Origin of the sequence: Enterovibrio norvegicus FF-33 (assembly GCF_000286835.2) — a bacterium.
GTDB lineage: Bacteria > Pseudomonadota > Gammaproteobacteria > Enterobacterales > Vibrionaceae > Enterovibrio > Enterovibrio norvegicus_A.
This window is the reverse complement of sequence record NZ_AJYD02000038.1, coordinates 1,527,428-1,553,396: the sequence shown is the minus strand read 5'-3', so window position 1 is coordinate 1,553,396 and position 25,969 is coordinate 1,527,428. Positions and strand designations below refer to the sequence as shown.

Below are 25,969 nucleotides of genomic sequence, written 5' to 3'. Positions count from 1 at the left end.
ATGTAAAGGGCTATGAATTAGTGGTAAGAGTCTAACAATGTACTTCGAGCCACTATCTGTGCAACAGCCAGCCATAGGCCTCAGCAAGCTTCGTTTTTCCATCATGGTATATAGGGTCACCATGCACGGGCAATATGTGATCAAATGGCCAAGTGAGTATCTCTTGTAGCGAACGTCGTAGCAATTTTGGGTCCTTGATCTGGAAGCGCTGGGTGAGCGGAACTTTGGCATGTTGGCGACAACCGCTGACTTTTCCTACGGCACGACGCAATACTGATCCGTGGTTTAACAAAATTAAGCTTTCACCCACCATTAAGGTCCGACTGTTGGGATCACAAAATACCACTTCTTCATTTTGGTCATTGCCACGCAAAACTGTTTGGTAGAGTTGATTACGCCATCTCGGTGAAGTGGTGGATGTTAGTTCGCCATCAAAACCAATATCAGTGCGTTTTGTGGCAAGACCGGGAGCCGAGTAAAAATAGGCATCGGGATACACAAGCCACCAGTCTGATAGGGGGTGATGCAAACTTTGATTAACCGTGGTGACGCAGCTTACTCTGCCGAGTACGGCTATCTGCGTTTTGATGTCTTCTGTAAGTTCACAAGGGTTATGAACCAATAAGCTTCCATCATCCAGCCGAACAATCGTCATTCTCTGGCCAATATCGACGCCAAAACAACGATATGTTTCGCTGTGGTACCAAAGATGGTCAGCTTTCCATTCGATCATTAGAAATTCATCCGTGAATTGGTAGAACTTGGGTATAGATATCAGAGATGTCCGTACTGGGACAGAAAATTTTTTCGCCTTTGATAAGCAAATAACTTTGTTGAACACGAAAGACTTTTTGCATCCAAATTGATTGTTCGAAAAAACAGAACAAGTTGTTCCTGTTTGGTGGGTTTTTCCTTGGGTCACTCTGCCCTAGACTGTCTCTAACAAAGGAGCTTGTTATGAAATTAAGAACCGTCACTCGTGTTATTCAGTCTCACCCTTCAAAAGACGGTGATGGCGTTAAAATCAATCGCGTTCATGGCTTTAACGATGCGAAGCTCAGTCCGTTTTTGATGATCGACGAGCTTAAAAGCGACAATCCAAATGACTATATTGGCGGTTTTCCTCCTCACCCGCATCGTGGAATTGAAACCCTGACGTATATGTTAAAAGGACACTTTCAGCATCGTGACCACATGGGCAATGTGGGTGAGCTTAGCAGCGGTGGTGCACAATGGATGTCTGCTGGAAAGGGCGTGATCCACAGTGAAATGCCGATCATGAATGACGGCGAACTGCATGGCTTTCAAATCTGGATTAATCTGCCAGCAGCAAAGAAAATGCTTCCGGCGCAATACCACGATTTTCAAGCGCCAGAAATCAACGAGTTCGGGTCAGCACAAAACCTACTTCGAATGATTTCAGGCAATGCCATTGAAAACGGTGAGGCAATCACTGGACCTTTGCAGAATACAGGTGTTGAAACATTGATTGCAGATTGGCAAGCACTGGCGGGAGAGGCGCGTAACATTGCCATGTCATCGGCCTACCAAGTGAATCTGTTCGTCTATAAAGGCAGCATAGAGGTCGCGGGTAAGCAGATAAGTCAGGGGCATTTGGTTCAGCTTTCTGAGGGAGAACAGCTTTCGTTGAAAGCCGTTAAAGATTCTGGTGTGCTGATCTTGGCGGGGCTGCCCATTGATGAGCCTGTTGTGCATTACGGTCCATTTGTGATGAATTCGATGGATGAGATTAATCAGGCGATCCAAGATTATCAAAATGGTGTGCTCACCGAGTGAAGGGTTAACTGGCCAATCGAATAGAAGGGAGCAATGGCTCCCTTTGTTATCTGAACAAACCATTATGATCACAACCGCATTTTATCTTGGTCTTTTTCCCTTCACTTCACGAACTATACTCTCCGTGTAAATAAAACATTGAATCTTGATTGCGCATTTGTTTTATTTTGTTTGTTGATAGAAGGAGTGAACAGTTTGCTACCAGTGATTGCACACGCGATTGAAACAGTTTTCTTGGTCACCGGCGTGGTGATGCTGATTCGTTGTGCTTTCCAGTATGCTTATCGAACTGAAAAATGGCATAGGCTCAATGTGGTGCTGTTCAATGTTCAGAGCCTTTCTTCTGAAGAAATGAAGTGGTGGTATGCCGCGATGATGAGTCTAATGCTCGGTGCATCGGTGAAGTTTGTTTCCTTCATTGCTCAGATAGGGCAATGACCTAATCGACGAGCTATTCTGTCCTCAGTGAAGTCTTAGATTTTCTTGCAACAAAAGTGTGATGTGTGTGAACTAGACTTAGAGTTTGATACACTCAGCTTTTGTGAAACGCGTAAAAGGAAATCATGCCTACCGTCACGCCAATAACGCTCGCCATCGCGCATATCAACGATACCCACTCCCATTTCGAACCAACGCCAATGTCATTGGCTGTGCAAGGACTTGATGAGCGTATTTATGCCAATGTAGGCGGCTTTGCTCGTATATCCTCTGTCGTTAAATCATTTAGACAAGAAACCCAAGCGGATACAGACGGTTTCCTGTTTCTTCATGCGGGGGATTGCTTTCAAGGCACGCTTTATTACAGTCTGTTCAAAGGCGAAGCGAACGCAACGATGCTCAATTTGCTTAACCCTGATGCTATGGCTTTGGGGAATCATGAGCTTGATCTTGGCAATAGCGCAGTTTCACGATTTCTCGATCAAATAGAATTTCCATTACTTGCTGGCAATTGGGATGTCAGCAATGAATCAGACCGCAAACGCTTTCCCGTTAAAGGTAAGAAGCAATTACTGCCGTATGATCCCGATAAACAAATTGCGAATGTATTGCTCAAAAAAATGGATGATCAGACGGTCGCTATCTTTAGTGTTGCGCTAGATAAAATGGCCGATATTGCGATGCCAGATGCCGACACACCATTCGTCAATGCCAAACAGACGATCATCAATACTGTCTCTTATATCAAACGCGAGTTCGGCACTCACCACATTATCTTGCTCAGTCATCTGGGTTACGAACCAGATTTGAAAGTGGCAGAAGAAGTGGAAGGTGTTTCGGTCATCGTGGGTGGACACAGCCATGTGTTGCAAGGCGATTTTACTAACGTTGGCTTAGGGGATATGGGTCCGTATGGTCGATTGATCAACGACACGCTGGTGGTGCAGGCGGGTTGTCACTCTTTTGCATTGGGCAAACTCATTGTGACGCTTGATGAGCAAGGTAAAGTCAGCGCCTACAGCGGCAGCAACTATCTTATGCTAGGCAGAAGCCTTGCGATGGATGCTTCTTGGGATCAAAGTCTGCCCGAAGAGGCATTCAAGACCGCGAAAGAATATTTAGCCCAGCAGCCTAATGTGCTTCATTGCCGAGGCGATGAAAGCATAAAACAGGTGCTGAATGCGCGTTATAAACCAGCCGTTGAAAAACTGAAGAGTGACGTTGTCACGCTATTGCCAGCAAGATTACGTCACCTTCGCGTGCCTGATGAAAAAGGCGGCAGTGAAATTGCACCGCTCGTTTGCGAAGGTTTGCTCTTTGCCGCTCGTCAACGTGGCCATCTGGTGGACTTTGCGATTCACAATGCGGGAGGTGTTCGCGTCAGTCTTGAGCAGGGGAAACTCACTGCCGCTGAAATTGCAGGCCGACTTTTGCCTTTTGCCATTGATCTAATGTTGTACAAACCAACAGGGCTGCAGGTCATGCAAGCGCTTGAAGGTGCCATTGACAATGCAATCAACAATGGCACTGAAGGGACGGGTGACGGCAGTTTTCCTTATACCGCAGGGCTGAAATACATCTATCAATGTGAAATGCCCAAAGGTGAGCGCATTACAACGCTTCAGTACCAACGTCTTGACGGCGAATGGTTGAATATTGAACGCGATAGCACCTATACCGCCGTTTCTTCCGCCTATACCTCTCAAGGCAAAGAGGGATATGACTCCCTTAAGCATCTCAAAGAGCCACCACGCTCCATTGACGTCACGCTTTCTGAAAGCTTCATTGAATTTGCGCGAACCAAGGAAACGTTGTCAGCAACTTCAATGGTGTTGGCAAATTATGTCCCTTGCCCTGAGTGTAAATCAGATGGCATTGACTGATTTCCCCTTCGATGAAACTATGTTTTAACTCATTGAAATAGCGACTATAAATGTCGCTATTTTTCATTATGTTAACTATTTCTCGTGCTGCATCACATTTGTGCCCAAAACTTGCAAGCTGTTGGAAACATGGCGATGTTTTGCCGTCTATGAATTAGGTATATCCGAAAAAGTCTCAAGAAGTCGGATTCAGCGTCGATAAAGTAAGTGATGCAGCGATAGGGGAATAAATCATGGTAGAAAAACGCGACTGGTTAGATTTCGGTTTAATCACCTTCTGGGTGGCGGCATGGTTATCACTGGTTTACTTCGTGCCAGGCGCAGGAGGCTGATAACAAATAGCTGACGGACAACTGTCCAATAGTCTGATAAAGGGCCCATCAGGCTAGCACTCTGTTATTAAATATAAAAAACTGACAACACGGTCGTTGTGTTGGTGTTCCTTATTTCTCGTATTCTTCTTTTTATCGTCTATTCAATCCCTCTTTTTGTGCTTTTCTGTCTCCTCTTCTCAATAAATACCTCACCACAATAGGTTGTAAAAATATTGGGAATTGCAATGCGCCTACCAATGGCAAATACAGTGGGCCTAGAAATGCCCCGGCCACTGAATAGGTCAGTAGCACATTTCTATTGCCTGATGTAATCGCGGCGACATATGCGGCTTCTCGCCCTTTTCGCCAATACAGCGCCAACCCAATGATGAAGAATAAAATGCATATTGCAAAAGCCATAAAGAACATGGTGATAGCAAAAGATCTGTCGTCGTTCCACAGCGTACGGTATTGACCTGTTAAACCAAACGGGAAGCTGAAGACAAGTAAGATAGTGAACTGTGCAAGCTTACCGTGGATGCGAGAGAGGTGTTTTTGAGGAACATATTGGTGAATGAGATAAGAAATCACCATTGGACCGATGATGAACACGGCCAGCCTTAAGCAATAACTTTGTAAATCGAGTGAGAATTCATCGCCACTAAACACAGCAAGGTTGATGTACAAGATGACTGGCATCATCAAAGTACTGGATAGGGTGAATGCCATTGCCGCCAATGGATCAAAGCCAACAGATCTTACGATGGCAGGCGTGGCAAACAGACTTCCGGTGGCACAGACGGCAGTCGCTGCCATCAGTAATTCAGTGCTAGCACCAAACAGCAATGCAATACTTGAAACGACGAGGGTAGTGACGCCGCCATGGACGAGGGCATAAATCCATGCCGAGCGATTAAAGAGAGCTTGAACCAACGCGCGTTGATTAATGCCAATGAGGGTAAAAAGCATTAATGCAAACAATATATACGGCAGGTAAGGGATGCTGGCAGCTGACAAGTTAGGAAAGGTAAAACCTAATAGTGCGGCGGCAATAAGAAGTACTGATGAATGTTGACTAAGAAATGCTAACAAAGAAGTCTCGGAGTTTATTGTTAAAGAAGGATGTTAACAGAGTGAAAATGAGATGATAAATTAAATTTAATAATGCGTGTTTTTTTGGTGATCAATTGTAGGGTTATTAAAAATCCCGATTTTTTAGCAATAAAAACACACATAGATCAAACGCAACATTAGAAAAACTAATCCAATTGAGGAATTAAAGTCATTTCATAAACGATGGGAATACGATTAGAATTTGTGCTGTAAAGACAATCACATAGTGAGGCAAATATGACACAGGTAGTAAACCTTGGCCCAGCCATGACTTCTGTTGAAAAAGTGCAAAAAAACTATGCGGTTTCTTTCAAAGGATTGATTGCCCATGTAATGGACGTACTGCGCAAGAAAGATGTGAGCAACACATTTCATTCTACTCATGATTTGCCAGAACACATCAAGCGCGATATCGGGCTGATCCGCTAAATTTTTTCACGACAACTTGAAAAGAATACGACAAGGCGCTGGTGACGAACCGGCGTTTTTTGTTTTTCCCTTATCTCTTTTTCCTTCCAATCTACAGTCGTATTATCTCCCCCTGCTTAGATCCAGAACCTAAACAAAATCTCGCAGAACAAGGAGCTTGAGGTGGTTTGGGTATATGCCATTCTTTGAAACAGCGTCATCGCCATTAAATTTCTTATATACCCCACAAGTTATTGTTTATCACTATCCTCTCCTTTTTTCGTTATGTTTACCGTGTGTTGTTCGGGTACGACTATAGACAAGGCTGATGCAGTTCGTCAGTATGTTTATTCAGTATTTTGGAGAACCGAAGAGGGTGACATTGCGTGGGATTGTTTAACTGGTTATTTGGCGATAAAGATAAGCCTAGCAAACAGGCTGAACCAACCGAATATAAGGGTTTTCTCATTTACCCAGAACCCAAATCTGAAGGTGGTCAATTTCGGATTAGTGGGCGCATTTGCAAAGAGATTGATGGTGAAGTCCAAACGCATTCCTTCATACGTTCTGATCTGTTGCCAAGTGAGGCTGGTGCAGCAGAACTTATGCTCAAAAAGTCTCATTTATTTATCGATCAAATGGGCGAAAGAATGTTTAGCTAAATGACCAAGATCAACGCAAATATCTGTGTTTCCGGTCAAATGTACGCCAAGGCTTCGAATGGATATTGAATGGGTAGCGGGTTTGATTTGATTATTGCTTAAATCAGCATTTAATCAGTAGTTTAACAATAGTGTAATTTGGGAGGTATGACCTCCGTCCACAAACAAATGGCGTTATTTTATCACCAAAATTCTTTAAGATTTGATCGTTTTTAGATGGTTTATTGATTATTTTGGTGTTTTTACTACAAAAATGCTTGATTAAGCCTTTTCAGTTCGTTACAAACAGATAACTTACACTGCCAATAGTCAGGGACTAACTATGCAAATTGGTGTTCCAAAAGAAATACTTGCGCATGAAACGCGAGTGGCTGCCACACCTAAAACGGTAGAGCAGCTCATTAAAATGGGCTTCGAGGTTGTTGTTGAAAGCAATGCTGGACTACTCGCTAGCTTTGATAACACTGCTTTCGAGCAGGCTGGAGCAAAAGTAGCTGATGCCGATTCCGTATGGCAGTCAGATATTATCTTTAAAGTTAACGCACCTGTGAAAAATGCAGAGACTGGCGTTGACGAAATTGCGCGTATCAAAGAGGGGGCAACCCTTGTGAGCTTCATCTGGCCAGCCCAGAACGAAGAATTGATGCAGCAACTCACCTCTCAGAAAATCAACGTACTGGCCATGGATGCAGTGCCGCGTATTTCGCGTGCGCAAGCTCTGGATGCGTTGAGTTCTATGGCTAATATTGCGGGCTATCGTTCCGTGGTTGAAGCTGCTCACGAGTTCGGTCGTTTCTTTACCGGTCAAATTACTGCTGCAGGTAAAGTTCCCCCTGCGAAAGTCTTTGTCGCGGGTGCTGGTGTCGCTGGTCTTGCTGCTATCGGCGCAGCGGGTAGCCTTGGCGCTATTGTTCGTGCGTTTGACGTTCGCCCTGAAGTAAAAGAGCAAGTCGAAAGTATGGGTGCGCAGTTCCTCGAAGTTGCGTTCGAAGAACAAGCGGGCAGTGGTGACGGTTACGCGAAAGAAATGTCAGATGACTTCAATCGTAAAGCCGCTGAACTTTATGCTGAGCAAGCGAAAGACGTTGATATCATTATCACGACAGCGCTTATCCCAGGCCGTCCAGCGCCGAAGCTAATCACCAAAGAAATGGTTGATTCGATGAGTGCGGGTAGCGTTATCGTCGATCTGGCTGCGGCAAACGGCGGTAACTGTGAATACACTGAAGCGGATAAAGTTGTTCTTACTGAAAATGGCGTGAAAGTTATCGGTTATACCGATATGGTAAGCCGTCTGCCAACTCAGTCTTCACAGCTATACGGTACTAACCTTGTTAACTTGATGAAGCTTCTTTGCAAAGAGAAAGATGGCAACATCAACATTGATTTCGACGATGTTGTTCTTCGCGGTGTTACCGTGGTGAAAGAAGGCGAAATCACATGGCCTGCGCCACCCATTCAAGTGTCAGCACAACCACAAGCGAAAGTTGACGTTCAGCCAGTTGCTAAGAAGAAAGTCAATGAGCCTGTTTCGCCTAAGAAGAAATTGGCGGGTCTGGCTGTTGCTTTGGCGGCATTTGGTTGGGTTGCGTCAGTCGCTCCACCCGCCTTCTTATCCCACTTCACGGTATTTGTTTTGGCATGTGTTGTTGGCTACTACGTGGTCTGGAACGTCACCCATGCGCTGCATACGCCGCTAATGTCAGTCACGAATGCAATTTCAGGCATTATCGTTGTCGGTGCTTTGTTGCAAATTGGACAAGGTAATGGTGTGGTTTCCTTCCTCGCATTCATTGCGGTTCTTATTGCAAGCATTAACATTTTTGGCGGTTTCACCGTTACCAAGCGCATGCTTGAAATGTTCCGTAAAGATTAGTAGGAGTAGCAAGGAATGTCTGCAGGACTAGCACAAGCGGCATATATTGTTGCTGCACTATTTTTTATCCTGAGTTTGGCTGGGTTATCAAAGCAAGAGTCAGCGAGAGCCGGTAACTATTACGGTATGGCGGGTATGGCGATTGCATTGATTGCAACCATCTTCGGCCCGTACTCTCAAGGTATCACTTGGATCATTCTTGCAATGATCATCGGTGGCGCGATCGGTATTTATTACGCCAAGAAAGTTGAAATGACTGAAATGCCAGAACTGGTTGCCGTACTTCACAGCTTTGTGGGTATGGCTGCGGTATTGGTCGGTTTTAACAGCTTTCTCGCGCCACCAGAATACAGCGGCGAATTTGCGCACACTGAGCACGTTATCCACATGGTGGAAGTGTTCTTGGGTGTGTTCATTGGTGCGGTAACCTTTACTGGTTCTATCGTTGCCTTTGGAAAGCTTCGCGGCATCATTTCTTCATCAGCGCTGAATCTGCCACATAAGCACAAGCTTAACTTGGCAGCGATCGTGGCATCTGCATTGTTGATGGCTTACTTCGTGAAAGCTGATGGCAGTGTGTTTGCGCTGATCATAATGACGTTGATTGCATTCGCGTTCGGTTACCACTTGGTCGCATCGATTGGTGGTGCGGACATGCCGGTTGTGGTTTCAATGCTGAACTCGTATTCAGGTTGGGCAGCAGCGGCAGCGGGCTTCATGCTGGCAAACGACCTGTTGATTGTGACCGGTGCGCTGGTAGGCTCGTCTGGTGCGATTCTTTCTTACATCATGTGTAAAGCAATGAACCGATCTTTTATCAGCGTTATCGCCGGTGGTTTCGGTCAGGAAGTTTCTGTAGCAAGTGATGTTGAGTATGGTGAGCATCGTGAAACGTCAGCAGAAGAAGTAGCAGAAATGCTGAAAGATTCTCGCTCGGTTATCATCACGCCAGGATACGGCATGGCGGTAGCTCAGGCGCAGTATCCTGTTCAGGACATTACTGAAAAACTTCGTGCGAAAGGTATCAATGTTCGCTTTGGTATTCACCCTGTAGCGGGTCGTTTGCCAGGCCACATGAACGTTTTGCTTGCTGAAGCTAAAGTGCCATATGATATCGTGCTTGAAATGGATGAAATCAATGATGATTTCCCACAGACGGACACGGTTCTAGTTATCGGCGCGAATGACACTGTTAACCCAGCAGCAATGGAAGATCCTAACAGTCCAATTGCGGGTATGCCGGTTCTTGAAGTGTGGAATGCGAAGAATGTTATCGTGTTTAAGCGCTCAATGAATACGGGTTATGCGGGTGTTCAAAACCCACTGTTCTTCAAAGAGAACACTGCAATGCTGTTTGGTGATGCGAAAGAAAGCGTAGAAGCGATTGCGAAAGCACTTTAATCTCGCGCTCTAGCCGTAGTAGCGTTATAGGAAGGCCAGCGAAAGCTGGCCTTTTTTGTATGAGGAGTAGCCAACAGGTTTATTTGCAGCGTTCACTCTGACAAAGTACTGACAATTGGTAATATTTTGATGCTACTCTCTTCGAATGCGTACGTTCCTACTTATCATGTTGTCTTTTGTCAGCCCTTATATACTGGCCAACGGATCTTTCCCTGAGCAACTCGGTGCTTTCAGGTCATCACTCTTATTAGAGCGACCTGCGGCAGCGTATACATTGAATGCTGTTCATAGCGAATATCCCAAGCCGCTATTGGTAGCGGGCAGCTTATTGCCTCAGTCCGTAAACTACCCCCTGAAAGATTTGAAACGACTTTATCAAGCCTCTGAGAAATGCAAAGGCGCGTGGCCTGTTAGCCCATTGGTTACGGATCCTTTGGTTTTCACGCGTGCGCTGTGTTTTAACACTCGCTTGCCACCTGTTTGGTTTTCACGATCGAATCTTATTCACCCTGGTGGGGGAAGTTATGCGGCGAAGTACGTCGAGAAATTCCCCGAACGCAGAGATGAGCTTCTTCGCTTCTTTCACATAAAAGAGCGCCTACTTGCGCCGCCTGATACTTTGTTAGGGCGTCTGCAACGGATGCCTGAAAACGGCGTGAGTGCGCTAAATGATGGGGCCGAATCAATCCTGTCTGGTGAAGAGCTATGGCTACGCGAAGGCAGCCAATACAAAATTTATGGTATCGATGTATGGCTTCCGTTGCTTGAAAAACGCGATTTGTTAGCATCCCCAACGGATAACGACGCGTATTGTTTGTCTCGTATAGGCAATGTCTGTTGGAACCAAGAACAAGCCCCCTCATATTGGTCGAATCTTGTTGTCATATTGGCAGTGATAAACCTTTTGTGGATAGCCGGTTGGGTATTCAACCGTTGGACAGTCAAAAGACGCTTGATGCAAGAACGCATGCTAGTACTGCAAATTTTGACGCATGAACTTCGCACTCCGATTGCGAGTCTGTCTATGACGGTTGAAGGCTTCAGGCGTAAGTTCGATAGCCTCCCCGAAGCGCTTTATGATGAATTTCGGCGTTTGTGTGAAGACTCAATGCGTCTCAAGCAATTGGCAGAAGCGAGCAAAGATTATTTGCAATCGAATCAGCAACAGCTTGTCCGAGAGGATATCCCTTCGCTTTCTGAGTGGCTGGGTTACATTTGTGAAGAACGTGATGTTGAATTGGCTGTCAAAGAAGATGGGTGTGTTGCAGTTAACATTTATTGGTTGACGACATCGCTAGACAACCTTATAAGCAACGCAAAGAAATATGGTATCGCACCCGTTAAGGTGAATGCCGAAATCAGTCATGGTTTACTGAAGATTCAAGTACAGGATCAGGGACAGTTAACCGCGAAGGATTGGAAAACAATACGTAAACCTTTTGTCAGTGAGAAAGGCCTAGGGCTTGGACTGACAATTGTTGAATCGATGATTGAAAGGATGGGGGGCCAATTAATACTTATCGGCCCTCCAACGACGTTTATTTTGGAGATACCTTGTGACCCAAACGACTCTGTTGCTCGTTGAGGATGACGCAAACCTAGCAGATGGCCTATTGGCCAGTCTTGAGCAAAACGGATATACATGTTTGTACGCAGATTGTGCAAGCAAAGTAGAAGCATTGTGGGTGGATGCTGATTTGGTCGTCTTGGACCGTCAATTGCCGGAAGGCGATTCAATGGATTGGTTGCCGGATTGGCGAAAAATTAAAGAAGTCCCTGTGATCATGTTAACCGCAATGGTGTCAGTGCGGGACAGAGTGGGAGGACTTGACTCCGGCGCGACTGATTATATGACAAAGCCATTTGCAGAGGCTGAGTTATTGGCACGTATTCGCGTGCATTTACGTAAACCTGCATCAGAAGACGATGTTGATTCCGACGATATCGTCGTGGGTAAACTGCGTATCAACCTGTCAACACGTGGTGTGATTTGTTCAAATAACGAAGTGATTTTGACACGAACGGAATTCGACCTTTTGGCGTTTCTAGCGAGAAATGCGGGACGTGTATTTACGCGTGACGAACTGTTGGATCAAGTGTGGGGCTACAACCACTACCCGACGACGCGTACGGTAGACACTCATGTCCTTCAGCTTCGCCAAAAGCTACCTGAAATTGATATCGAAACACTTCGCGGTGTGGGATATAGGATGAAAGTGCAATAATGGTTCGCGCGGTATTTCTTTTCGTCATGATGGCGCTGCCCCTGAAAGGTGTCTGTGCATGGTTTAGTGGATCGGATGCGCTGACATCGGCTCATCAACGCTTGTTGGAAGGAAATACCGCAGAAAGTTTTGATGCGATGGTGGAAGCATGGCAACAAGAAAAGACCAGTACTGAGCATCGTCATCTGACTGAATTACTGTCTTTGGCGATCAGTGAAGACTGTGGAAGAAGTTTGAGCACCTTATCTTTGCCTAGCTGGCTGGAAAGTATGGTGATTCGTCGTGAAACAGTTCAAACCCCTAACCGTGTTTACTATCAGTTCTCCATTTATGGCAACTCCAACCAAGGGATAGCCAGCCTTTCATTTGCGGAATGGCCCAATCAATCGTTGATTCTTTCAGAACTGACAGAGGAAAACGAAAACCAATTCAAGTTGGAGTTTGAAGCGGTAGCCGGCGCTGTTCCTGCGGGTCTTTACAAGCTCGACCTCACTTCTAAAGAAGGAGAGGCTTGGTCATCATGGGTGCTTATTGCTCAACCTGAGCCGATTCAAAAGATCAGTTGGAAAGACAGCAGAAGCTGGCGTATTGCGCCAAGGATAGATCTCAAGAGCACTTGCCCGCGTCCATTTCTCTCGATGAATCTTTATCAGCAAACTGGCGTGGAAGATGCCCCCATTTGGTCAGAAGATAAAGACAAAAACTTGCCTACATCGTTGCCGGTGATAGATGTACCTAATGGACAGTATTGGTTTTCAGTGGCGTTGATAGAACGGCGTTGGCAGGGAGCTATTTTATTTGAAGATGTTCAACGCATTGCTCGATCAATTGATTTACCCGATATTGATTTAAAAGAACTGTCATTAAACAAAGACGTTAAGTAAGTCGTCGTTGAGGCTATTTGCGAATATCCCTACTATTTTCTGCACCTATTTCGCTCATACACATGAGTGATGTCACACCTTTAAAATGTGTCTCCAAGTTGATACTTATCGTCGACTAAGATCATGATTGTAAACAAACAGAGAGACAGCGTGTCATTGATATGTGCTTAAGTCTCCTGACCTTTGATGATCAGAAATGGAATTCATGTTATGAAGAAAAGCTTACTCGCAGTCAGTTTGGCCATGGTTTCTTTACCTTCACTTGCAGCAAATTACAGTATTGATCCTCGTATTGATGCAATGGGTGGCGCAGGCACAGCAGCAGCAAGCTACCTCACTGCTGGTTTTCATAACCCAGCATTGGTAGCGTTAGAGCCAGATTCCGCATTTGGAGTACTGTTTCCGGTCATCGGTATTCAGTATCGCGATCCTGATGATCTTGTCGATGCCTTGGAAGACTTCAGTGGTGTATTTGATAGTTTTTCAAATAATCCTCAAAACCCTGACAATGTCACGGCAACGGCCAATGCCCTTGAAAATCTCCAAAACAAAGTGGCTTATGTTAGTGGCGGATTTGGTGGTGCGATAGCCGTGCCCACATCGACCATATCGGGTAACTTTTATGTTAAAGGCTACACCGAAGCCATAATCATGCCCGAAGTGGAAGATGCTGATATTTCAGCCATTGAAAATGTCGGATTAGGCTCAGCGCCAACATTAACGTCAAAAGCTCGTGTGTTGGCATTTGCAGTGGTTGATGTTGGGCTAGCGTTGGGGGGGAATGTCGAACTTGCTGGCCAACGTATTGCGCTAGGTATCACCCCGAAATCGCAGAAGTATTATACGTATCACTACGAAGTCTCGATTGATGATTTTGATGCTGATGATTGGGATTCAGATGCCAATCAAACAGAAGAAAGCGTGTTCAATGTGGATTTGGGCGCAGCGTGGCAAACAGGGCCATTTCGTGTTGGCTTTGCAGCAAAAAATCTGATTGCACAAGACATTAAGACGGTACTCTATACGCGTGAATATACGTATGAGATCGCGCCACTTTACACAGTGGGTGGGGCATTTGTTACTGATTTATTCACGTTAGCACTAGATATTGATTTGAATGAGCAAAAACGCTTCTCAGCACCAAGTGGACCAGAGATAAAAGACAATACGCAGTTGGTTCGCTTAGGGACGGAATTTAACGCGTGGGGATGGGCTCAGGTACGAGCTGGGTATATTCAAGACATGGAAGATACCCTGGACGGCACCGTGACGTTAGGTCTCGGCTTGTCGCCTTTCAATACAGTACACTTTGATATAGCTGCTCAGATTATTGATGAGAACAGTTATGGTGCCTCTGCACAGTTGGCATTCACCTTCTAAGGTGACATTATCCCCGCTGGGCAGTAGAATACGCGACTTCTTATCGTAAGAATTTGAGGTCGCGTATGAACTTTTCGCCTACATTAACGCACGCAGAGCAACAAGTTGCTGCTGATCGTATTCATGCACTGATGGCGCAAGGCATGAGCAGCGGAGAAGCCATTATGATTGTGGCAAACGAGATCCGAGAACGCGAAGCATCAAAAAAAGATGATTAATGTGAAAGCGGCCAATAATTGGCCGTTTTTCTTTTTGTTTTCTAGCGGTAATCTATACATATATTGAATCACGTTGAATTTGTAAGGCTATTTACAGTTCACGTGCAACATATTAGGTATCGCCTTGAATGATCGTTTACTGCTAGCTAGAACATTTGCCAGAGCCCGACATGAAGGGCAGCGTTATGGTGAATTCCCCTATTCTGTCCACCTCGATGATGTTGAAAGGCTTGCACAGCCTTTCGGTATCAACGCCATGATCATTGCCCAATTGCACGATATACTCGAAGACACTACAACAAGTGTTGATGAGCTCGTCGTCGAGTTTGGCGGCATGATTGGATTGTCTGTCAGCTATGTCACCGATCCCATGGGTGGCGATCGAAAAAGTAAAAAGCATCAACTTCATCAAAGACTCATCCAGCTTGATGAATCCAGTGAAGCCGCACGTCTTGCACTTATCGTAAAATCGTGTGATAGGCTTGCCAATGTTAAAGCTTGCCGCCTCTTTCATCATGAAAAATACAAAATGTATCGATCAGAGCATGCTGAGTTTCGTAAAGCGACATACCGACATGGACTGTGTGAGATGATCTGGTGGGAGTTAGATATGTTGATTGAGGTTGGAGACAAAATAGGACGGTACTAAAAACACGTTATACCGAATGCTGTTTTGGTTTTTATTTTCCGAAACAAAAACGCGCCCAAGATAGGCGCGTTTTTTATCTATGAAGTCGAATTAGAAATTATTCGTCGTCGTAAATCGTAGGGATAGGCTGACGCTTGTGTTGAGTCACTGTATAGATATGAACAAGTCTTTCTTTAACGCGATCTGACACGTCTTTGCCTTCCAAGAAATCATCAATCTCGTCATAGGTGAGCTCAAGCGCATCTTCATCGGCTTTCTGAGGCGCCAGTTCTTCCAAATCTGCCGTTGGTGTTTTAACCACGAGCAGATCTGGTGCACCCAGTTGGGCGGCAAGTTGGCGAACTTGACGCTTATTCAAACCAAAAAGCGGGGCAAGATCGCAGGCTCCATCACCAAACTTGGTATAGAAGCCTGTAATGTTTTCTGCCGAATGATCCGTTCCCAATACAAGCCCGCCGACCATACCTGCGATTTCGTACTGTGCGACCATGCGAGCGCGTGCCTTAACATTGCCTTTCACGAAGTCGATTTTTGCGTTGTTAGTTGGCGTCAGTCCTGTATTTTCGAGTGCTGCCAGTGTGGCTGAATGCATCCCATCAACACCGTCTTTGATATTAACGCTAACAGAATGGGTAGGGCGAATGAAACTCAGCGCAAGTTGTGCTTCATCTTCGTCTTGTTGAACCCCATAAGGTAAACGCACGGCAATAAACTGATAGTCATTGGTGCCTGTTTCTTGATTCAGCTGCTCAACAGCAAGTTGAGCCAAACGTCCGCAGGTTGAAGAATCAACGCCGCCGCTGATGCCTAGCACCAAGGATTGGGTTCTTGAATCGACCAAGCGTTTCTTAATGAAGTTAACACGACGTTGTATTTCGAATTCTGCATCGATAGTTGGCAGTACTCGCATCTCTGCGCGGATAGCTTGTTCCATTTCGCGGGATTCCTCATTTTCTCTTTTACTCTATTCTGCAATATCTCGATGCCAAAATCATGAACATTCATTGAGATAAAGCCCTATTGGTTGAAATAAGTACGTTTTATGCCATGAGATTGATCTACCCGAATGACCACGCTTGAGCAGTATGATGCCGATGTTGCTTTATTGCCCACTTAGTGATGCTTTTGTGAGAAATAGATTGAACCTTACAGCCTGATTCAGTATCTATATGTAACTCATTGTCAAAAAACGATTAATAATGGTCAATACGGACTTACATCAAAAAATTGCCATTTTTGGTAGTGCATTCAATCCTCCCAGTCTTGGTCATCTAAGTGTGGTGCAACGACTAGCGCATTACGACAAGGTGTTGCTTGTTCCAAGTTATTCACATGCTTGGGGAAAAAAGATGGCAGATTTCACCAAACGTTGCCAATGGGTGAAAGGGTTCATTGAAGATGCGGGTTGTTCAAATCTAGACATTTATTTAGATGAAAAAAGCCTGGGTGAAGAAGGTGCAGTGACAACGTGGGCGTTGCTGAACCATATTCAGAAGCAATATCCCAATTCTGATCTCACCTTCGTACTAGGGCCTGACAATTTTTTAAGCTTTGCAAAATTCTATCGCTCTCAAGATATCCTAAAGCGCTGGAGCGTGCTGGCATGCCCTGAAAGTGTGCCGGTGAGAAGTACGGAGATCAGGAAAAGACTCGAACAAGATATAGATATTTCAGACCTGACAACGCCAACGGTGGCAGCGAATATGACAAAGATTGATTTTAGCGCGATGGAATAAAGCGAAGAGGTCAAGACTGACAAACCGCAGGCCTTCGTCTTTGCAACGAAACAAAAAATATAAAAACATTCCAATTTGGAGATGCCTTCTTTTTGTCTCCTGGATTAACTACCTTGTAGGATTATGTGTTGACTGTGACCCAGATAATAAAACAAATAAGTGTCGCTTTAGGGCTATTAGTGACACCGTCACTCTTGCATGCTGCTTACCTTGAGCAACAAGCTCCGAAAGCCGATACATTGAAGAATGGAGGGGCGTATAACGTTCACTTTTCTCAGTCATATGAAAGAAGTGTGATTGAATGGACAGTGGAAGATATCCCACTGCCATCAATTTGGGATGGTTGGAAGTATGATTTAGACGTTCCTCAATATCTAACGACTTCCAGTGGCACTACATTCTATGGTTTTGGTATATGGAAGCCTGAGGAATACCAAGGACTTTCATTTAAAGAGAGTTCAACCGAAGATTGGATTATGAACCATGGTTTGAACTTTAGTTTCAGTACGGAATCGAAAATCAGTGATGCTCGGTATCGATTTGATATGCGTTGGCATGAGGATAGCGATACCGAATTTTTACTTCAAATGCAGCTGCCGTTTAACTGATACCTGCTATTTGATGCAGTAGTTGTTCAACTTCAGTTTCAGACAGTGACACAGCTAGCGCTATCTTTTTAATTGAGCGTCCCGATTTGTATAGGCGCACCCACTCTCGCACTCGCAGTTGAACCGCAATGTCTTCTGTTGATAAACCGAGTGCGTGTTCCAAGGCTTTGCCCGTGATTTCTGACAAAGCTTTGCCGTTGCCCAAAGCATCTAGCGATGTCATCGATAGGCGGAACGAGTCCGTGGTAATATCATGGGGTGTTAAAGTGGCTAAATAGTCACGAGCACAACGGAGTAGTCGACCGTATGGTGTATCCCAATCTTCGTTGCCTTTTTCTTGACGAGCGTGCAGTTGCTCAATGATGCCAGTGATCAACGGCGATTTTTCAATAAAGCCAGCCTGATTCGACAGCAAAGCGGTTGAACGAACAGAGAAGTTTAGCGTTGATACTTGAGAGCCTTTCATGATGGTGACAGCATTGAGGCAGTCAATCGGTAGCCAGAAACCTTGGTTAGCGCAAACGGGCAATTCGGCCTTACCAAGGCGTATTAATACCGTACCTTTATGTACATGGAGGTAACTTGCATAGTGTTGTTTCTTGCGTGCACCGATAATCATGGTGTCTGCACGATAGTGATTAAATTCGATAGCTTGTTTCATAGTGATTTTCTCTCGTTCTGACGCGCACATACTCTTTTGTTTTGTTAACTAGATCAAGCTGTGAGTATCTTCTTGAGCGATAAATAATCAATTTGTTACGATCTGACTCGTAGAGAGGGAGGTATGACCTCCAACCTGTCATGAATGACGATCAAAACCATGTTCGAATTCTTATAAGCGCGTAAAATGTCGCAGTTTTTATCGGAGTAAGTAGAGTCTCGTGCCACAAACTAACGATCCGTTTTTAGAAATTCGCCCTTATCGCGATGATGAAGTTCCGGCAGCCATTGAGCGCCTGGTTAATGATGACGAATTTATTTCGGCTATCCTCAAATATCGTTTCTCCCGACTGTCTGGGACTATCGGGTGGTTACTAAAACCGCTCATGAAATTATACCTTCGCGCTAAATGGCGAAAAATCAACTCGGTTCGTGATGTTCAATTGAATGTATCGAGCTACATGCAATCTATGATCAAAAATTCATCGGAAGGATTCACGACGAGTGGCGTAGATAAACTTGACCCTAATCAAAGCTATCTGTATGTCTCAAACCACCGTGATATTGCGATGGATCCGGCAATGGTAAACTGGTGTCTTCACACCCAAGGCTTTGATACGTTAAGAATCGCCATTGGCGACAATTTGCTGAAAAAGCCTTGCGCCACCGAATTGATGAAGTTGAACAAGAGTTTTATTGTTAAGCGTTCGGCCAAAGGGCCACGTGAAATGATGAAGGCTCTGGGACAACTGTCTGCTTATATCAAACATTCGATCGATGAAAATCAATCAGTGTGGATTGCACAAAAAGAAGGTCGTGCCAAAGATGGAAACGACAAAACTGATCCTGCTATTTTGAAAATGTTTCACGTAGAAGGGCGTCGCGAAAAGATCCCTTTTGCTGATTACATCGCATCATTGCGTATTGTCCCTGTTACGATCTCTTATGAAAACGATCCCTGTGATGCTGCTAAAGCCAATGAGCTTTACCGAAAGCAAGAAGATGGTGGTTATGAGAAAGGTGAGTTCGAAGACATTGAAAGCATTGTTCAAGGGATCGTCGGACAAAAACGTCGTATCCACGTTGCGTTTGGTGACGTTATTGGGAATGAGTTCGAAACACCGGTTGCCCTCGCTGCTGAAATTGACCGTCAGATTTATCAAAATTATCATCTGTTCCCGTCGAATTATATTGCAGCGGGCAAAGATCATTCGTCGATAACTGACAGTGATCGCGCACTTTTTGACAGTAAGATATCTTCTTTGCCTGAGGGTGTGGCGCAGATTGTGACATCCATGTACGCGATGCCAACAGACAAGAAAGTGGATGCTCAGTAAAAATACCAATAATATAAGATACTTACGAGAAAAAGAATAAAAAATGAGTGACGTTGTCACTCGTTTTTTGTTTTATCTGCACGTATAATCTTGTTCGATCATAGCGCTCTGACTTTTAGCCTGTTAAAGACTAAAATGACGAGCGTTGATTGTTTGTCACGTCGATGTTCTCCGCAAGAAAATCAACAAAATGCCTCACCTTCGGCGCTAAGAACTCCCTTCTTGGATACACAACATAAACGGGTAATTTGAGCGTCGGCTTCCAACTAGGCATCAATACTTTCAACTGACCAGATTCGATTTCGTCATTCAGCAAATATGTTGCGATATAGGCGATGCCGACACCCGACTTTGCAGCCTCTAAAACCGCGGGTGCGTTATTTATCCGATACGTACCGCGAATGGTGACAGATTGTTCGCTTCCATCTTTTTGAAATAGCCACTGATCGTAAGTACGTTGAACACTCTGATACGTAATACAGTTGTGTTCTCTCAGTTCAGCAGGATTTTTCGGCTCGCCATGCGTGTTCAAATACGAGGAAGAGGCGACAATCTTGAACTGACAATACCCTAATTTACGCGCCACCATACCTTCAGGTGGATGTTCATGAATAGCTAGCCAACAATCAAAACCGTCTTCGACCAAGTTTGGGCGGTGGTCAAATAAATGCACTTCCAATTCTAGCGCGGGATACTTTTCTTGAAATGTTGAAAGCAAACGAGTGATCTGTGCATTGCCAAATGATTGAGCAATACCAATCTTCAAGCGGCCTGATATCTCGTTTCGATAGCCCGCAACCATCGCTTCCGCATCTTGCATCGTTTCAACAATCTGTCGGCCAAACGCGGCGTACTGTTTACCCGCTTCTGTTAACGCGACCGAACGCGTATTTCGTTGCACAAGTTGAACGCCTAGACGCTCCTCAAGATAGCGGATCTGCTTGCTGACTTGTGATTTAGATATCCCCAAAAACTCAGCGGCACGCGTGAAATGTTGCTCATGCGCGACGGTAGCGAGGATAACCATTTGCTGAAGATTATCTAACATGCGGAAATTTCGTCTATGAGAAGAAGGGCATAGCGTATCACAACTCACGAGCACTGAACGAGTGACAGTGTCACATGGCGTAATTTACGTTGTTATTGTAGATAGCTCATCATGAATTAAGCGAGTAGTACAGATGAACCTATGGCGACTAATTCTTCCAATAGGGTAAACAGCCATAACAAACCAGCTCAATACAATCACGCATATGGTTTCCACAGAAGTGCGCATTTTTCACTGACAAAAGACGGTGCTTGTTATCTGCTCACTTTAATCTTCGTGAGCGATTGAGGCAAAAGGGTCATTAACTTTGAACAGGGACTATTGATCCAACTTTGTAAAAAAGTTGACTCAAGATCGCCATTTGTAACTAGATTTCACACAGTACAAGTTAAGAGTCATGGTTTTCTATGCTTATTAAGTTGTTGTTATATATCCAATTAAAGCTTATTGTTTTCGTGTGGAAACAACCATGGCGTTAGTTAGTGTGCACTTACATACAAATGTAGAAAAAGAACGGATCTTACTGATCCGAGCAACAAAATTAAGACGGGCAGATCAGAGTATCAGTCAGTTAATTGATGCGGTTAATAGTGATCATCGATATGAATTGTTTCTACTAATGTGGTGAAGTCCGATAGAATCGGCCTCAATCATGGAGGTACATCTGTAATGCTTGACGTATTTATTCGTTTCTTAGTTCTTGGTTGTATGAGTTTTGGCGGGCCTGTTGCCCACATTGGCTATTTCCAACGTGAATTCGTGGATAAGCGCAAATGGATTGAAGAAGAAAAATTCTCAATGGCACTGAGCTTGTGCCAGTTTTTACCTGGTCCTGCAAGCAGTCAGTTGGGTATGTTCATTGGTTATCACCGAGCAGGTTATCTGGGTGCGATTGCCGCATTCGTTGGCTTCACGTTTCCATCTTTCTTATTGTTGACGCTCGCAGCTATGTATAGTGCAAGCCTTGGCGATGCGACATGGTTGACCATACTCATTTCTGCGGCCAAATTGTTAGCCGTAGTCGTTGTCGCTGACGCCATATGGACAATGGCGCGTAAGTTTATTAGTGACGCCGTCACGTTTATTGTCTGTGCAGGATCTGCAAGCTGGATTTTATGGCAGTCAGGGTTACTTGCACAGTTATTGCCAATCGTTGTCGCTGGCTTACTCGGTTGGTTGTTTATCCGTAAACCAGTGTCTATCGAAGCCAAAGCGAACAAAGATACGAGCCTCTTACAAACATTGGTTCTATTCGGTGTCTTTGCAGCACTTCTAATATTGCCGACCCTGAGCAGTGCGCCCTTAGTGAGTATGTTTAACCATTTCTATCAAGCGGGTAGTTTTGTGTTTGGTGGCGGCCATGTCGTGTTGCCATTGCTGCAGCCCCTTATTGGTGATGCAGTAACGGGTGATGCACTTGTCGAAGGCTATGCAGCTGCGCAGCTCGTTCCAGGGCCCATGTTTACGATTGCTAGTTACGTTGGCGCATCGATGGATGGTATTCACCCTGTGATCGGCAGTGTCATTGCTACCGTTGCCATTTTCTTGCCGGGTGCATTGCTCCTGTTTGCCGCGATACCCGTATGGCAAAAAGTCATGAATCACAATAAGTTTGCAGGGTCGGTGGTATTGATCAATGCTGCGGTGGTCGGCTTGCTTGTTGCTGCTTTCTATCAGCCCGTTTGGGTGTCAGCGGTTCATGGTATTGCCGACATGGTGGCAGTGGTGGTCGGTTTTGCTGTATTGCGTAAGTTTAATATGTCTGTGTTCTGGCTGCTCGCGGGCATGTTGGTTTACGTAATTGCAAAGAGCATGATGTAAACATAGAAAGTTGACGTGTTAGATTCATCCTATAGAAGCCTGCCTTGTGCAGGCTTTTTTGTATCTGAAATGTATTATCCGACCTGACGCCTCCTATCTTTCAACTTATACGCACTATAACTTGTTATTTCGACGCTATTAGCGCTACTTTTGCCGCGCTTATCCTCATCTTCTTGCTGATTAAATGGGGCATTACTTTATTTCGCTACCTAAGGCACCGAATGGCCAAAGTAGAGGAAAACTAAGTGAGGGCTAAGGAAGTACCGATGACTGCTCTCATGATAAAAAATGGTAGGAGAAAGGCCCGTCATCCAGAGAGATGGCAGAGTGGTTCAAATTTTATTGATTCACTAATGCCAGCTAACACGCTGGCATTAGTGAATAACGGAATAACTGAGTCACGAGAGGGTAAATCAGAACTCCCAGCGCTCTGTTCTGCCAGCCTGAGACGAGTGCTCTGCAAGCTCCAAGGCGTATATGACCTTCACTGCGTCATAGGTATCAACTGGCGGAGGTGTGCCGTTTAGAATTGCGCTTGCGAGCTGTGCAAAGAGATCCGAATAGCAGCCGTATTCGAGTTCGATATCTTTTTCAGTGACGTTGTCACCGATTTCTAGCTTGCCTTGGTGCTGTTGGCGGCCAAATTCTGAATATGTCACTGTGACACCGTCACGTAACTGTTGTTCTTGTACGTCTAAACCAAAGCAAGAGAAGGTCGCTTTATCACCCTGAACGACAAATCGTGCGCCTTTACCCGATCGGAATGGACTGGAATTGAGAATGACTTCTTTGTCTGAATAGTGAAGGGTCATGTGAAAATAGTCAGTGGCTTTCGATTGATTGCGCATCGCTTTGCAATGAGCAGTGATAGCCAAAGGCTCACCAAATAGAAAAAGCGCCTGATCAACAAGGTGTGAACCTAAATCATACAAAATACCTGCGCCATCACCAGGCTGTTCGCGCCAACGTTGCTTCACTTCAGGGCGGAATCGGTCAAAATTCGATTCAAACACACGAACCTTACCTAACTCATCTGAATCAATGAGTGATTTAACGGTCTGGAAGTCGCCATCCCAACGTCGATTTTGGTAAGGACACAGAATTTTACCGCGCGTATTGGATATACGCAGTAAATCTAACCCTTGACCGCTATTGACTACAAAGGGTTTTTCTAACAGAACATGACAATCCGCTTCTAGCGCTTGTCTGGCAAAGTCATAGTGGGTGTCGTTAGGGGTTGTGATAACGACAAGGTCAAGGTCAGCATCGCGCAGCATTGCTTCGATATTTGAATAACAGCTAGCTTGCGGTAGCAATTGACCAACAAGTGCTTGTTGAGAAGACACGACCGCGACAGGCTCAAAATCGGGCAGGACAGAGAGAAACGGCAGATGAAAGGTTTGTGCAGAAAAGCCAAAGCCAACAATACCCGTACGAATCATTATAAGACCCTTGTTTTGGTTGATGCTCAGAGAGTAAGACTGTTAATACCAAGACACTTAAGTGACTTAATACAGAATGACTCTAAGCGTTATATCGCTTTTTCTACAGCGTAGTATCGTTAAACAGTGATGTCGTAGCAAAACTGCGCCATACCAAAAATTTATTCATGTTTTGGTTTCTGTGGGTGAAGAATTGGTATTAAACAAAAAACGCTCCACAAGGGAGCGTTTAAATAGGTTTGGTGTGGGACGTTAACCGTTTAGGCCAAGATCACTGGATAGTTCTGTTCAGGGTGGGGGATAACTTGAACAGGCCAGCCATAAACCGCTTCAATGTTGGTCGAGGTTAAGACAGCTTCCGGGGCTCCGTCCGCCACTATTTTACCATTATTTAGCATGATGACGCGGTCGGCGTACTGTGATGCCAGATTAAGGTCGTGGATCACGGCGATCACGGCAGATCCCTCGTTGGCTAGTTGCTTTGCCAGACGTAATGTCTTGTGTTGGTGGCCGATATCCAATGCTGATGTGGGTTCATCCAACATCAGTACTGTGCTTCTTGCTGCTCTGGATACTTGTGTTAATACGCGTGCGAGGTGCACCCGTTGTTTTTCACCGCCAGAGAGACTTGGGTACAGGCGGTCTTCAAGATGGAGAACATCGGTTTGCGTCATATTGGCAGTCGCAATGTTGTTAATCTCTCGCTGCGGTACGCTCAACGCTAACCCACCGAGTTCAACGACTTCTCTAACGGTAAAGCCAAACGTTAAGCTGCTAGATTGCGGCAAGATACCGACAGACTGCGCCAGAGTTTCAGGTTTCCATTCAGACGCGGGTTTGTCATAGAAATTAAGCTCGCCATTGCACGGCCATTCTCGACTGAGCAGTTTTAGTAAGCTGCTTTTACCCGTGCCATTGGGACCAAGAATAATGGTCAGTTCGCCGCTGTTAAACCGAACGCTAACATCATCGAGTAGGACTTTGTTGCCCATTGAAAGCGAAGCGTGTTTGATTTCAATACTCATTACGCCAGTCGTCCTCGTTGTTTTAGCAATAGCGCCAAGAAGAAGGGTGCCCCGATGGCTGCAGTGATAATCCCCACGGGGATTTCCAAAGGTGCCACAATGGTTCGTGCAATCATGTCTGAGACCAGCAAAATAAGGCCACCAAGCACCAGCGAAACAGGCAGCAAGGTTCGATGGTCAGGACCCGTCAGCATGCGCGCGATATGTGGTACAACGAGGCCGATAAAACCAATCATCCCTGACAGCGCGACGGTGATACCGACGCCAGCAGCAGTGAGTAGGATCAGCTGGCGCTTTAATGCCTGTACATTGATGCCCATGTGACGCGCTTCTGCTTCACCGAGTAATAGCGCATTGAGTTTTTTGGCGTTTCGTTGATAGAAAAATGCCAGTACAAACAACGAAACATAGGCCAGAATGATCGCATCCCACGATGCGCCTGCTAACGATCCCATGGTCCATAGTGATAAATCACGCAGCGCCTGATCATCAGCAAAATAGTTAAGCAGCCCCATTCCCGCACCTGCAATTGCGCCCAGTGCTACGCCAGCCAGCAACATTATCGTGACGGAAGTGCCGTTGCTGTTTGTGCCCAAGTAGTAAATGGCGAAAGTGGCCGCCGCGCCGCCGAGAAATGCAAACAGAGGAACCGTACCCATTGTTAGAAAGGCGGTGTGTCCAATGACTCCACCAAACAACACGATGGCAATCGCTGCGCCTAATGAAGCACCAGCGGACACGCCAATAATACCTGGGTCAGCCAGTGGGTTTCTGAAAAGCCCCTGCATCACAGCACCACAGATAGCCAAAATGCCACCAATGGCAATGGCTAACAGGGTTCTAGGTAAGCGCACTTGCTGAATGATAACGCTGACATAATTTGGCAGGTCTGCTTTTATTGGGAGTAAGGCTTTTAGGCTATCCGTGATACTGATGTCCATTGGGCCCAGTGTGATGGAACTCACCATGGCGGTGTATAGCAAGATGGTAGCAAATAGCAGCATCCATCGAACAGGTACGCGACGCGTCATTAACTCGTTCATT

The 25,969-nt window shown here is 45.3% G+C and carries 25 protein-coding genes; 17 read left to right on the top strand and 8 right to left on the bottom strand.

All coding sequences use genetic code 11. The features are described 5' to 3' along the window. Positions 1-52 precede the first annotated feature (52 nt). Positions 53-733: a DUF4336 domain-containing protein gene (locus A1OO_RS15240; RefSeq protein WP_016958764.1), complete on the bottom strand. Its 681-nt coding sequence runs from the start codon at positions 731-733 to the stop codon at positions 53-55. 224 nt (positions 734-957) lie between these two features. Here A1OO_RS15240 and A1OO_RS15235 point away from each other — a divergent pair, with 224 nt between their 5' ends. The 3 genes from A1OO_RS15235 to A1OO_RS15225 all read left to right on the top strand — a co-directional run bounded on the left by A1OO_RS15235 (position 958) and on the right by A1OO_RS15225 (position 4,118). Next, positions 958-1,797 carry a pirin family protein gene (locus A1OO_RS15235; protein WP_016958763.1) on the top strand — a complete coding sequence of 280 codons (840 nt, stop codon included), beginning with the start codon at positions 958-960 and terminating at the stop codon, positions 1,795-1,797. A 204-nt stretch (positions 1,798-2,001) separates the two neighbouring features. Continuing rightward, positions 2,002-2,235 carry a hypothetical protein gene (locus A1OO_RS15230; protein ID WP_241819244.1) on the top strand — a complete coding sequence of 78 codons (234 nt, stop codon included), beginning with the start codon at positions 2,002-2,004 and terminating at the stop codon, positions 2,233-2,235. A 125-nt stretch (positions 2,236-2,360) separates the two neighbouring features. After that, positions 2,361-4,118, top strand: a complete 1,758-nt coding sequence (locus tag A1OO_RS15225; RefSeq protein WP_016958761.1) for a bifunctional metallophosphatase/5'-nucleotidase — start codon at positions 2,361-2,363, stop codon at positions 4,116-4,118. A gap of 464 nt (positions 4,119-4,582) precedes the next feature. Here A1OO_RS15225 and A1OO_RS15220 read toward each other — a convergent pair whose 3' ends face one another. Next, the gene (locus A1OO_RS15220; protein WP_016958759.1) at positions 4,583-5,401 is read right to left on the bottom strand and encodes a hypothetical protein; all 819 of its coding nucleotides are present in this window, start codon (positions 5,399-5,401) and stop codon (positions 4,583-4,585) included. 381 nt (positions 5,402-5,782) lie between these two features. Between A1OO_RS15220 and A1OO_RS15215 the strand changes: the two genes are divergently transcribed. The 10 genes from A1OO_RS15215 to A1OO_RS15175 all read left to right on the top strand — a co-directional run bounded on the left by A1OO_RS15215 (position 5,783) and on the right by A1OO_RS15175 (position 15,248). After that, positions 5,783-5,974 (top strand): hypothetical protein, encoded by a 192-nt coding sequence (locus A1OO_RS15215; protein WP_016958758.1) that lies wholly within the window; start codon positions 5,783-5,785, stop codon positions 5,972-5,974. Positions 5,975-6,339: 365 nt separating this feature from the next. Continuing rightward, positions 6,340-6,615, top strand: coding sequence for an HlyU family transcriptional regulator (locus A1OO_RS15210; RefSeq protein WP_016958757.1), 276 nt, complete (start codon positions 6,340-6,342; stop codon positions 6,613-6,615). A 322-nt stretch (positions 6,616-6,937) separates the two neighbouring features. Further along, the gene (gene pntA, locus A1OO_RS15205) at positions 6,938-8,491 is read left to right on the top strand and encodes a Re/Si-specific NAD(P)(+) transhydrogenase subunit alpha (RefSeq protein ID WP_017003531.1); all 1,554 of its coding nucleotides are present in this window, start codon (positions 6,938-6,940) and stop codon (positions 8,489-8,491) included. Positions 8,492-8,506: 15 nt separating this feature from the next. Then, positions 8,507-9,892 carry a Re/Si-specific NAD(P)(+) transhydrogenase subunit beta gene (gene pntB, locus A1OO_RS15200; protein WP_016958755.1) on the top strand — a complete coding sequence of 462 codons (1,386 nt, stop codon included), beginning with the start codon at positions 8,507-8,509 and terminating at the stop codon, positions 9,890-9,892. A gap of 145 nt (positions 9,893-10,037) precedes the next feature. Further along, positions 10,038-11,477 carry an ATP-binding protein gene (locus A1OO_RS15195; protein WP_026023883.1) on the top strand — a complete coding sequence of 480 codons (1,440 nt, stop codon included), beginning with the start codon at positions 10,038-10,040 and terminating at the stop codon, positions 11,475-11,477. Then, positions 11,449-12,117 carry a response regulator transcription factor gene (locus A1OO_RS15190; RefSeq protein ID WP_017003530.1) on the top strand — a complete coding sequence of 223 codons (669 nt, stop codon included), beginning with the start codon at positions 11,449-11,451 and terminating at the stop codon, positions 12,115-12,117. The genes A1OO_RS15195 and A1OO_RS15190 overlap by 29 nt, the downstream gene beginning before the upstream one ends. Continuing rightward, a complete protein-coding gene (locus tag A1OO_RS15185; protein ID WP_016958752.1) occupies positions 12,117-13,001 on the top strand; it encodes a DUF2861 family protein in 885 nt (294 codons plus the stop codon). The genes A1OO_RS15190 and A1OO_RS15185 overlap by 1 nt, the downstream gene beginning before the upstream one ends. A gap of 210 nt (positions 13,002-13,211) precedes the next feature. After that, positions 13,212-14,381 (top strand): conjugal transfer protein TraF, encoded by a 1,170-nt coding sequence (locus A1OO_RS15180; protein WP_016958751.1) that lies wholly within the window; start codon positions 13,212-13,214, stop codon positions 14,379-14,381. A 65-nt stretch (positions 14,382-14,446) separates the two neighbouring features. Continuing rightward, positions 14,447-14,599 carry a YoaH family protein gene (locus A1OO_RS23080; protein ID WP_016958750.1) on the top strand — a complete coding sequence of 51 codons (153 nt, stop codon included), beginning with the start codon at positions 14,447-14,449 and terminating at the stop codon, positions 14,597-14,599. A 124-nt stretch (positions 14,600-14,723) separates the two neighbouring features. Beyond that, positions 14,724-15,248, top strand: coding sequence for a phosphohydrolase (locus A1OO_RS15175; protein WP_016958749.1), 525 nt, complete (start codon positions 14,724-14,726; stop codon positions 15,246-15,248). A 97-nt stretch (positions 15,249-15,345) separates the two neighbouring features. On the opposite strand, the gene nadE is transcribed toward A1OO_RS15175, so the two are convergent. Beyond that, entirely contained in the window at positions 15,346-16,182 is an 837-nt protein-coding gene (nadE, locus tag A1OO_RS15170) for an ammonia-dependent NAD(+) synthetase (RefSeq protein ID WP_016958748.1), read from the bottom strand. A gap of 265 nt (positions 16,183-16,447) precedes the next feature. On the opposite strand from nadE, the gene A1OO_RS15165 reads away from it, so the two are divergent. Continuing rightward, positions 16,448-16,984 carry a nicotinate-nicotinamide nucleotide adenylyltransferase gene (locus tag A1OO_RS15165; RefSeq protein WP_017003520.1) on the top strand — a complete coding sequence of 179 codons (537 nt, stop codon included), beginning with the start codon at positions 16,448-16,450 and terminating at the stop codon, positions 16,982-16,984. 134 nt (positions 16,985-17,118) lie between these two features. After that, the gene (locus tag A1OO_RS15160; RefSeq protein WP_241819242.1) at positions 17,119-17,592 is read left to right on the top strand and encodes a hypothetical protein; all 474 of its coding nucleotides are present in this window, start codon (positions 17,119-17,121) and stop codon (positions 17,590-17,592) included. On the opposite strand, the gene A1OO_RS15155 is transcribed toward A1OO_RS15160, so the two are convergent. Beyond that, complete coding sequence (locus tag A1OO_RS15155) at positions 17,585-18,253, bottom strand: hypothetical protein (RefSeq protein ID WP_017003513.1); 669 nt, start codon at positions 18,251-18,253, stop codon at positions 17,585-17,587. The two genes, A1OO_RS15160 and A1OO_RS15155, sit on opposite strands and share 8 nt — an antisense overlap. 220 nt (positions 18,254-18,473) lie before the next feature. Here A1OO_RS15155 and A1OO_RS15150 point away from each other — a divergent pair, with 220 nt between their 5' ends. Beyond that, entirely contained in the window at positions 18,474-19,589 is a 1,116-nt protein-coding gene (locus A1OO_RS15150) for a 1-acyl-sn-glycerol-3-phosphate acyltransferase (protein ID WP_017003512.1), read from the top strand. Positions 19,590-19,719: 130 nt separating this feature from the next. Here the strand turns inward: A1OO_RS15150 and A1OO_RS15145 are convergent, their stop codons facing one another. After that, complete coding sequence (locus tag A1OO_RS15145) at positions 19,720-20,637, bottom strand: LysR family transcriptional regulator (RefSeq protein ID WP_017003511.1); 918 nt, start codon at positions 20,635-20,637, stop codon at positions 19,720-19,722. 669 nt (positions 20,638-21,306) lie between these two features. Between A1OO_RS15145 and chrA the strand changes: the two genes are divergently transcribed. Continuing rightward, positions 21,307-22,458 carry a chromate efflux transporter gene (gene chrA / locus A1OO_RS15140; protein WP_017003510.1) on the top strand — a complete coding sequence of 384 codons (1,152 nt, stop codon included), beginning with the start codon at positions 21,307-21,309 and terminating at the stop codon, positions 22,456-22,458. Between the two features lie 413 nt (positions 22,459-22,871). On the opposite strand, the gene A1OO_RS15135 is transcribed toward chrA, so the two are convergent. The 3 genes from A1OO_RS15135 to A1OO_RS15125 all read right to left on the bottom strand — a co-directional run bounded on the left by A1OO_RS15135 (position 22,872) and on the right by A1OO_RS15125 (position 25,968). Further along, complete coding sequence (locus tag A1OO_RS15135; protein WP_016958741.1) at positions 22,872-23,900, bottom strand: Gfo/Idh/MocA family oxidoreductase; 1,029 nt, start codon at positions 23,898-23,900, stop codon at positions 22,872-22,874. A 260-nt stretch (positions 23,901-24,160) separates the two neighbouring features. Further along, positions 24,161-24,925 (bottom strand): heme ABC transporter ATP-binding protein, encoded by a 765-nt coding sequence (locus tag A1OO_RS15130; RefSeq protein WP_017003509.1) that lies wholly within the window; start codon positions 24,923-24,925, stop codon positions 24,161-24,163. Continuing rightward, on the bottom strand, positions 24,925-25,968 hold the full coding sequence (locus A1OO_RS15125; RefSeq protein ID WP_016958739.1) for a FecCD family ABC transporter permease: 1,044 nt from the start codon (positions 25,966-25,968) through the stop codon (positions 24,925-24,927). Before A1OO_RS15125 ends, A1OO_RS15130 begins: the two co-directional genes overlap by 1 nt. Between the last annotated feature and the right edge of the window lies 1 nt (position 25,969).

Coding starts and splice junctions, on each gene's coding strand:
- A1OO_RS15240 (WP_016958764.1), bottom strand. CDS start 733: ATGATCGAATGGAAAGCTGACCATCTTTGGTACCACAGCGAAACATAT.
- A1OO_RS15235 (WP_016958763.1), top strand. CDS start 958: ATGAAATTAAGAACCGTCACTCGTGTTATTCAGTCTCACCCTTCAAAA.
- A1OO_RS15225 (WP_016958761.1), top strand. CDS start 2,361: ATGCCTACCGTCACGCCAATAACGCTCGCCATCGCGCATATCAACGAT.
- A1OO_RS15220 (WP_016958759.1), bottom strand. CDS start 5,401: ATGCTTTTTACCCTCATTGGCATTAATCAACGCGCGTTGGTTCAAGCT.
- A1OO_RS15215 (WP_016958758.1), top strand. CDS start 5,783: ATGACACAGGTAGTAAACCTTGGCCCAGCCATGACTTCTGTTGAAAAA.
- pntA (WP_017003531.1), top strand. CDS start 6,938: ATGCAAATTGGTGTTCCAAAAGAAATACTTGCGCATGAAACGCGAGTG.
- pntB (WP_016958755.1), top strand. CDS start 8,507: ATGTCTGCAGGACTAGCACAAGCGGCATATATTGTTGCTGCACTATTT.
- A1OO_RS15195 (WP_026023883.1), top strand. CDS start 10,038: ATGCGTACGTTCCTACTTATCATGTTGTCTTTTGTCAGCCCTTATATA.
- A1OO_RS15185 (WP_016958752.1), top strand. CDS start 12,117: ATGGTTCGCGCGGTATTTCTTTTCGTCATGATGGCGCTGCCCCTGAAA.
- A1OO_RS15180 (WP_016958751.1), top strand. CDS start 13,212: ATGAAGAAAAGCTTACTCGCAGTCAGTTTGGCCATGGTTTCTTTACCT.
- A1OO_RS23080 (WP_016958750.1), top strand. CDS start 14,447: ATGAACTTTTCGCCTACATTAACGCACGCAGAGCAACAAGTTGCTGCT.
- nadE (WP_016958748.1), bottom strand. CDS start 16,182: ATGGAACAAGCTATCCGCGCAGAGATGCGAGTACTGCCAACTATCGAT.
- A1OO_RS15165 (WP_017003520.1), top strand. CDS start 16,448: ATGGTCAATACGGACTTACATCAAAAAATTGCCATTTTTGGTAGTGCA.
- A1OO_RS15155 (WP_017003513.1), bottom strand. CDS start 18,253: ATGAAACAAGCTATCGAATTTAATCACTATCGTGCAGACACCATGATT.
- A1OO_RS15145 (WP_017003511.1), bottom strand. CDS start 20,637: ATGTTAGATAATCTTCAGCAAATGGTTATCCTCGCTACCGTCGCGCAT.
- chrA (WP_017003510.1), top strand. CDS start 21,307: ATGCTTGACGTATTTATTCGTTTCTTAGTTCTTGGTTGTATGAGTTTT.
- A1OO_RS15135 (WP_016958741.1), bottom strand. CDS start 23,900: ATGATTCGTACGGGTATTGTTGGCTTTGGCTTTTCTGCACAAACCTTT.
- A1OO_RS15130 (WP_017003509.1), bottom strand. CDS start 24,925: ATGAGTATTGAAATCAAACACGCTTCGCTTTCAATGGGCAACAAAGTC.
- A1OO_RS15125 (WP_016958739.1), bottom strand. CDS start 25,968: ATGAACGAGTTAATGACGCGTCGCGTACCTGTTCGATGGATGCTGCTA.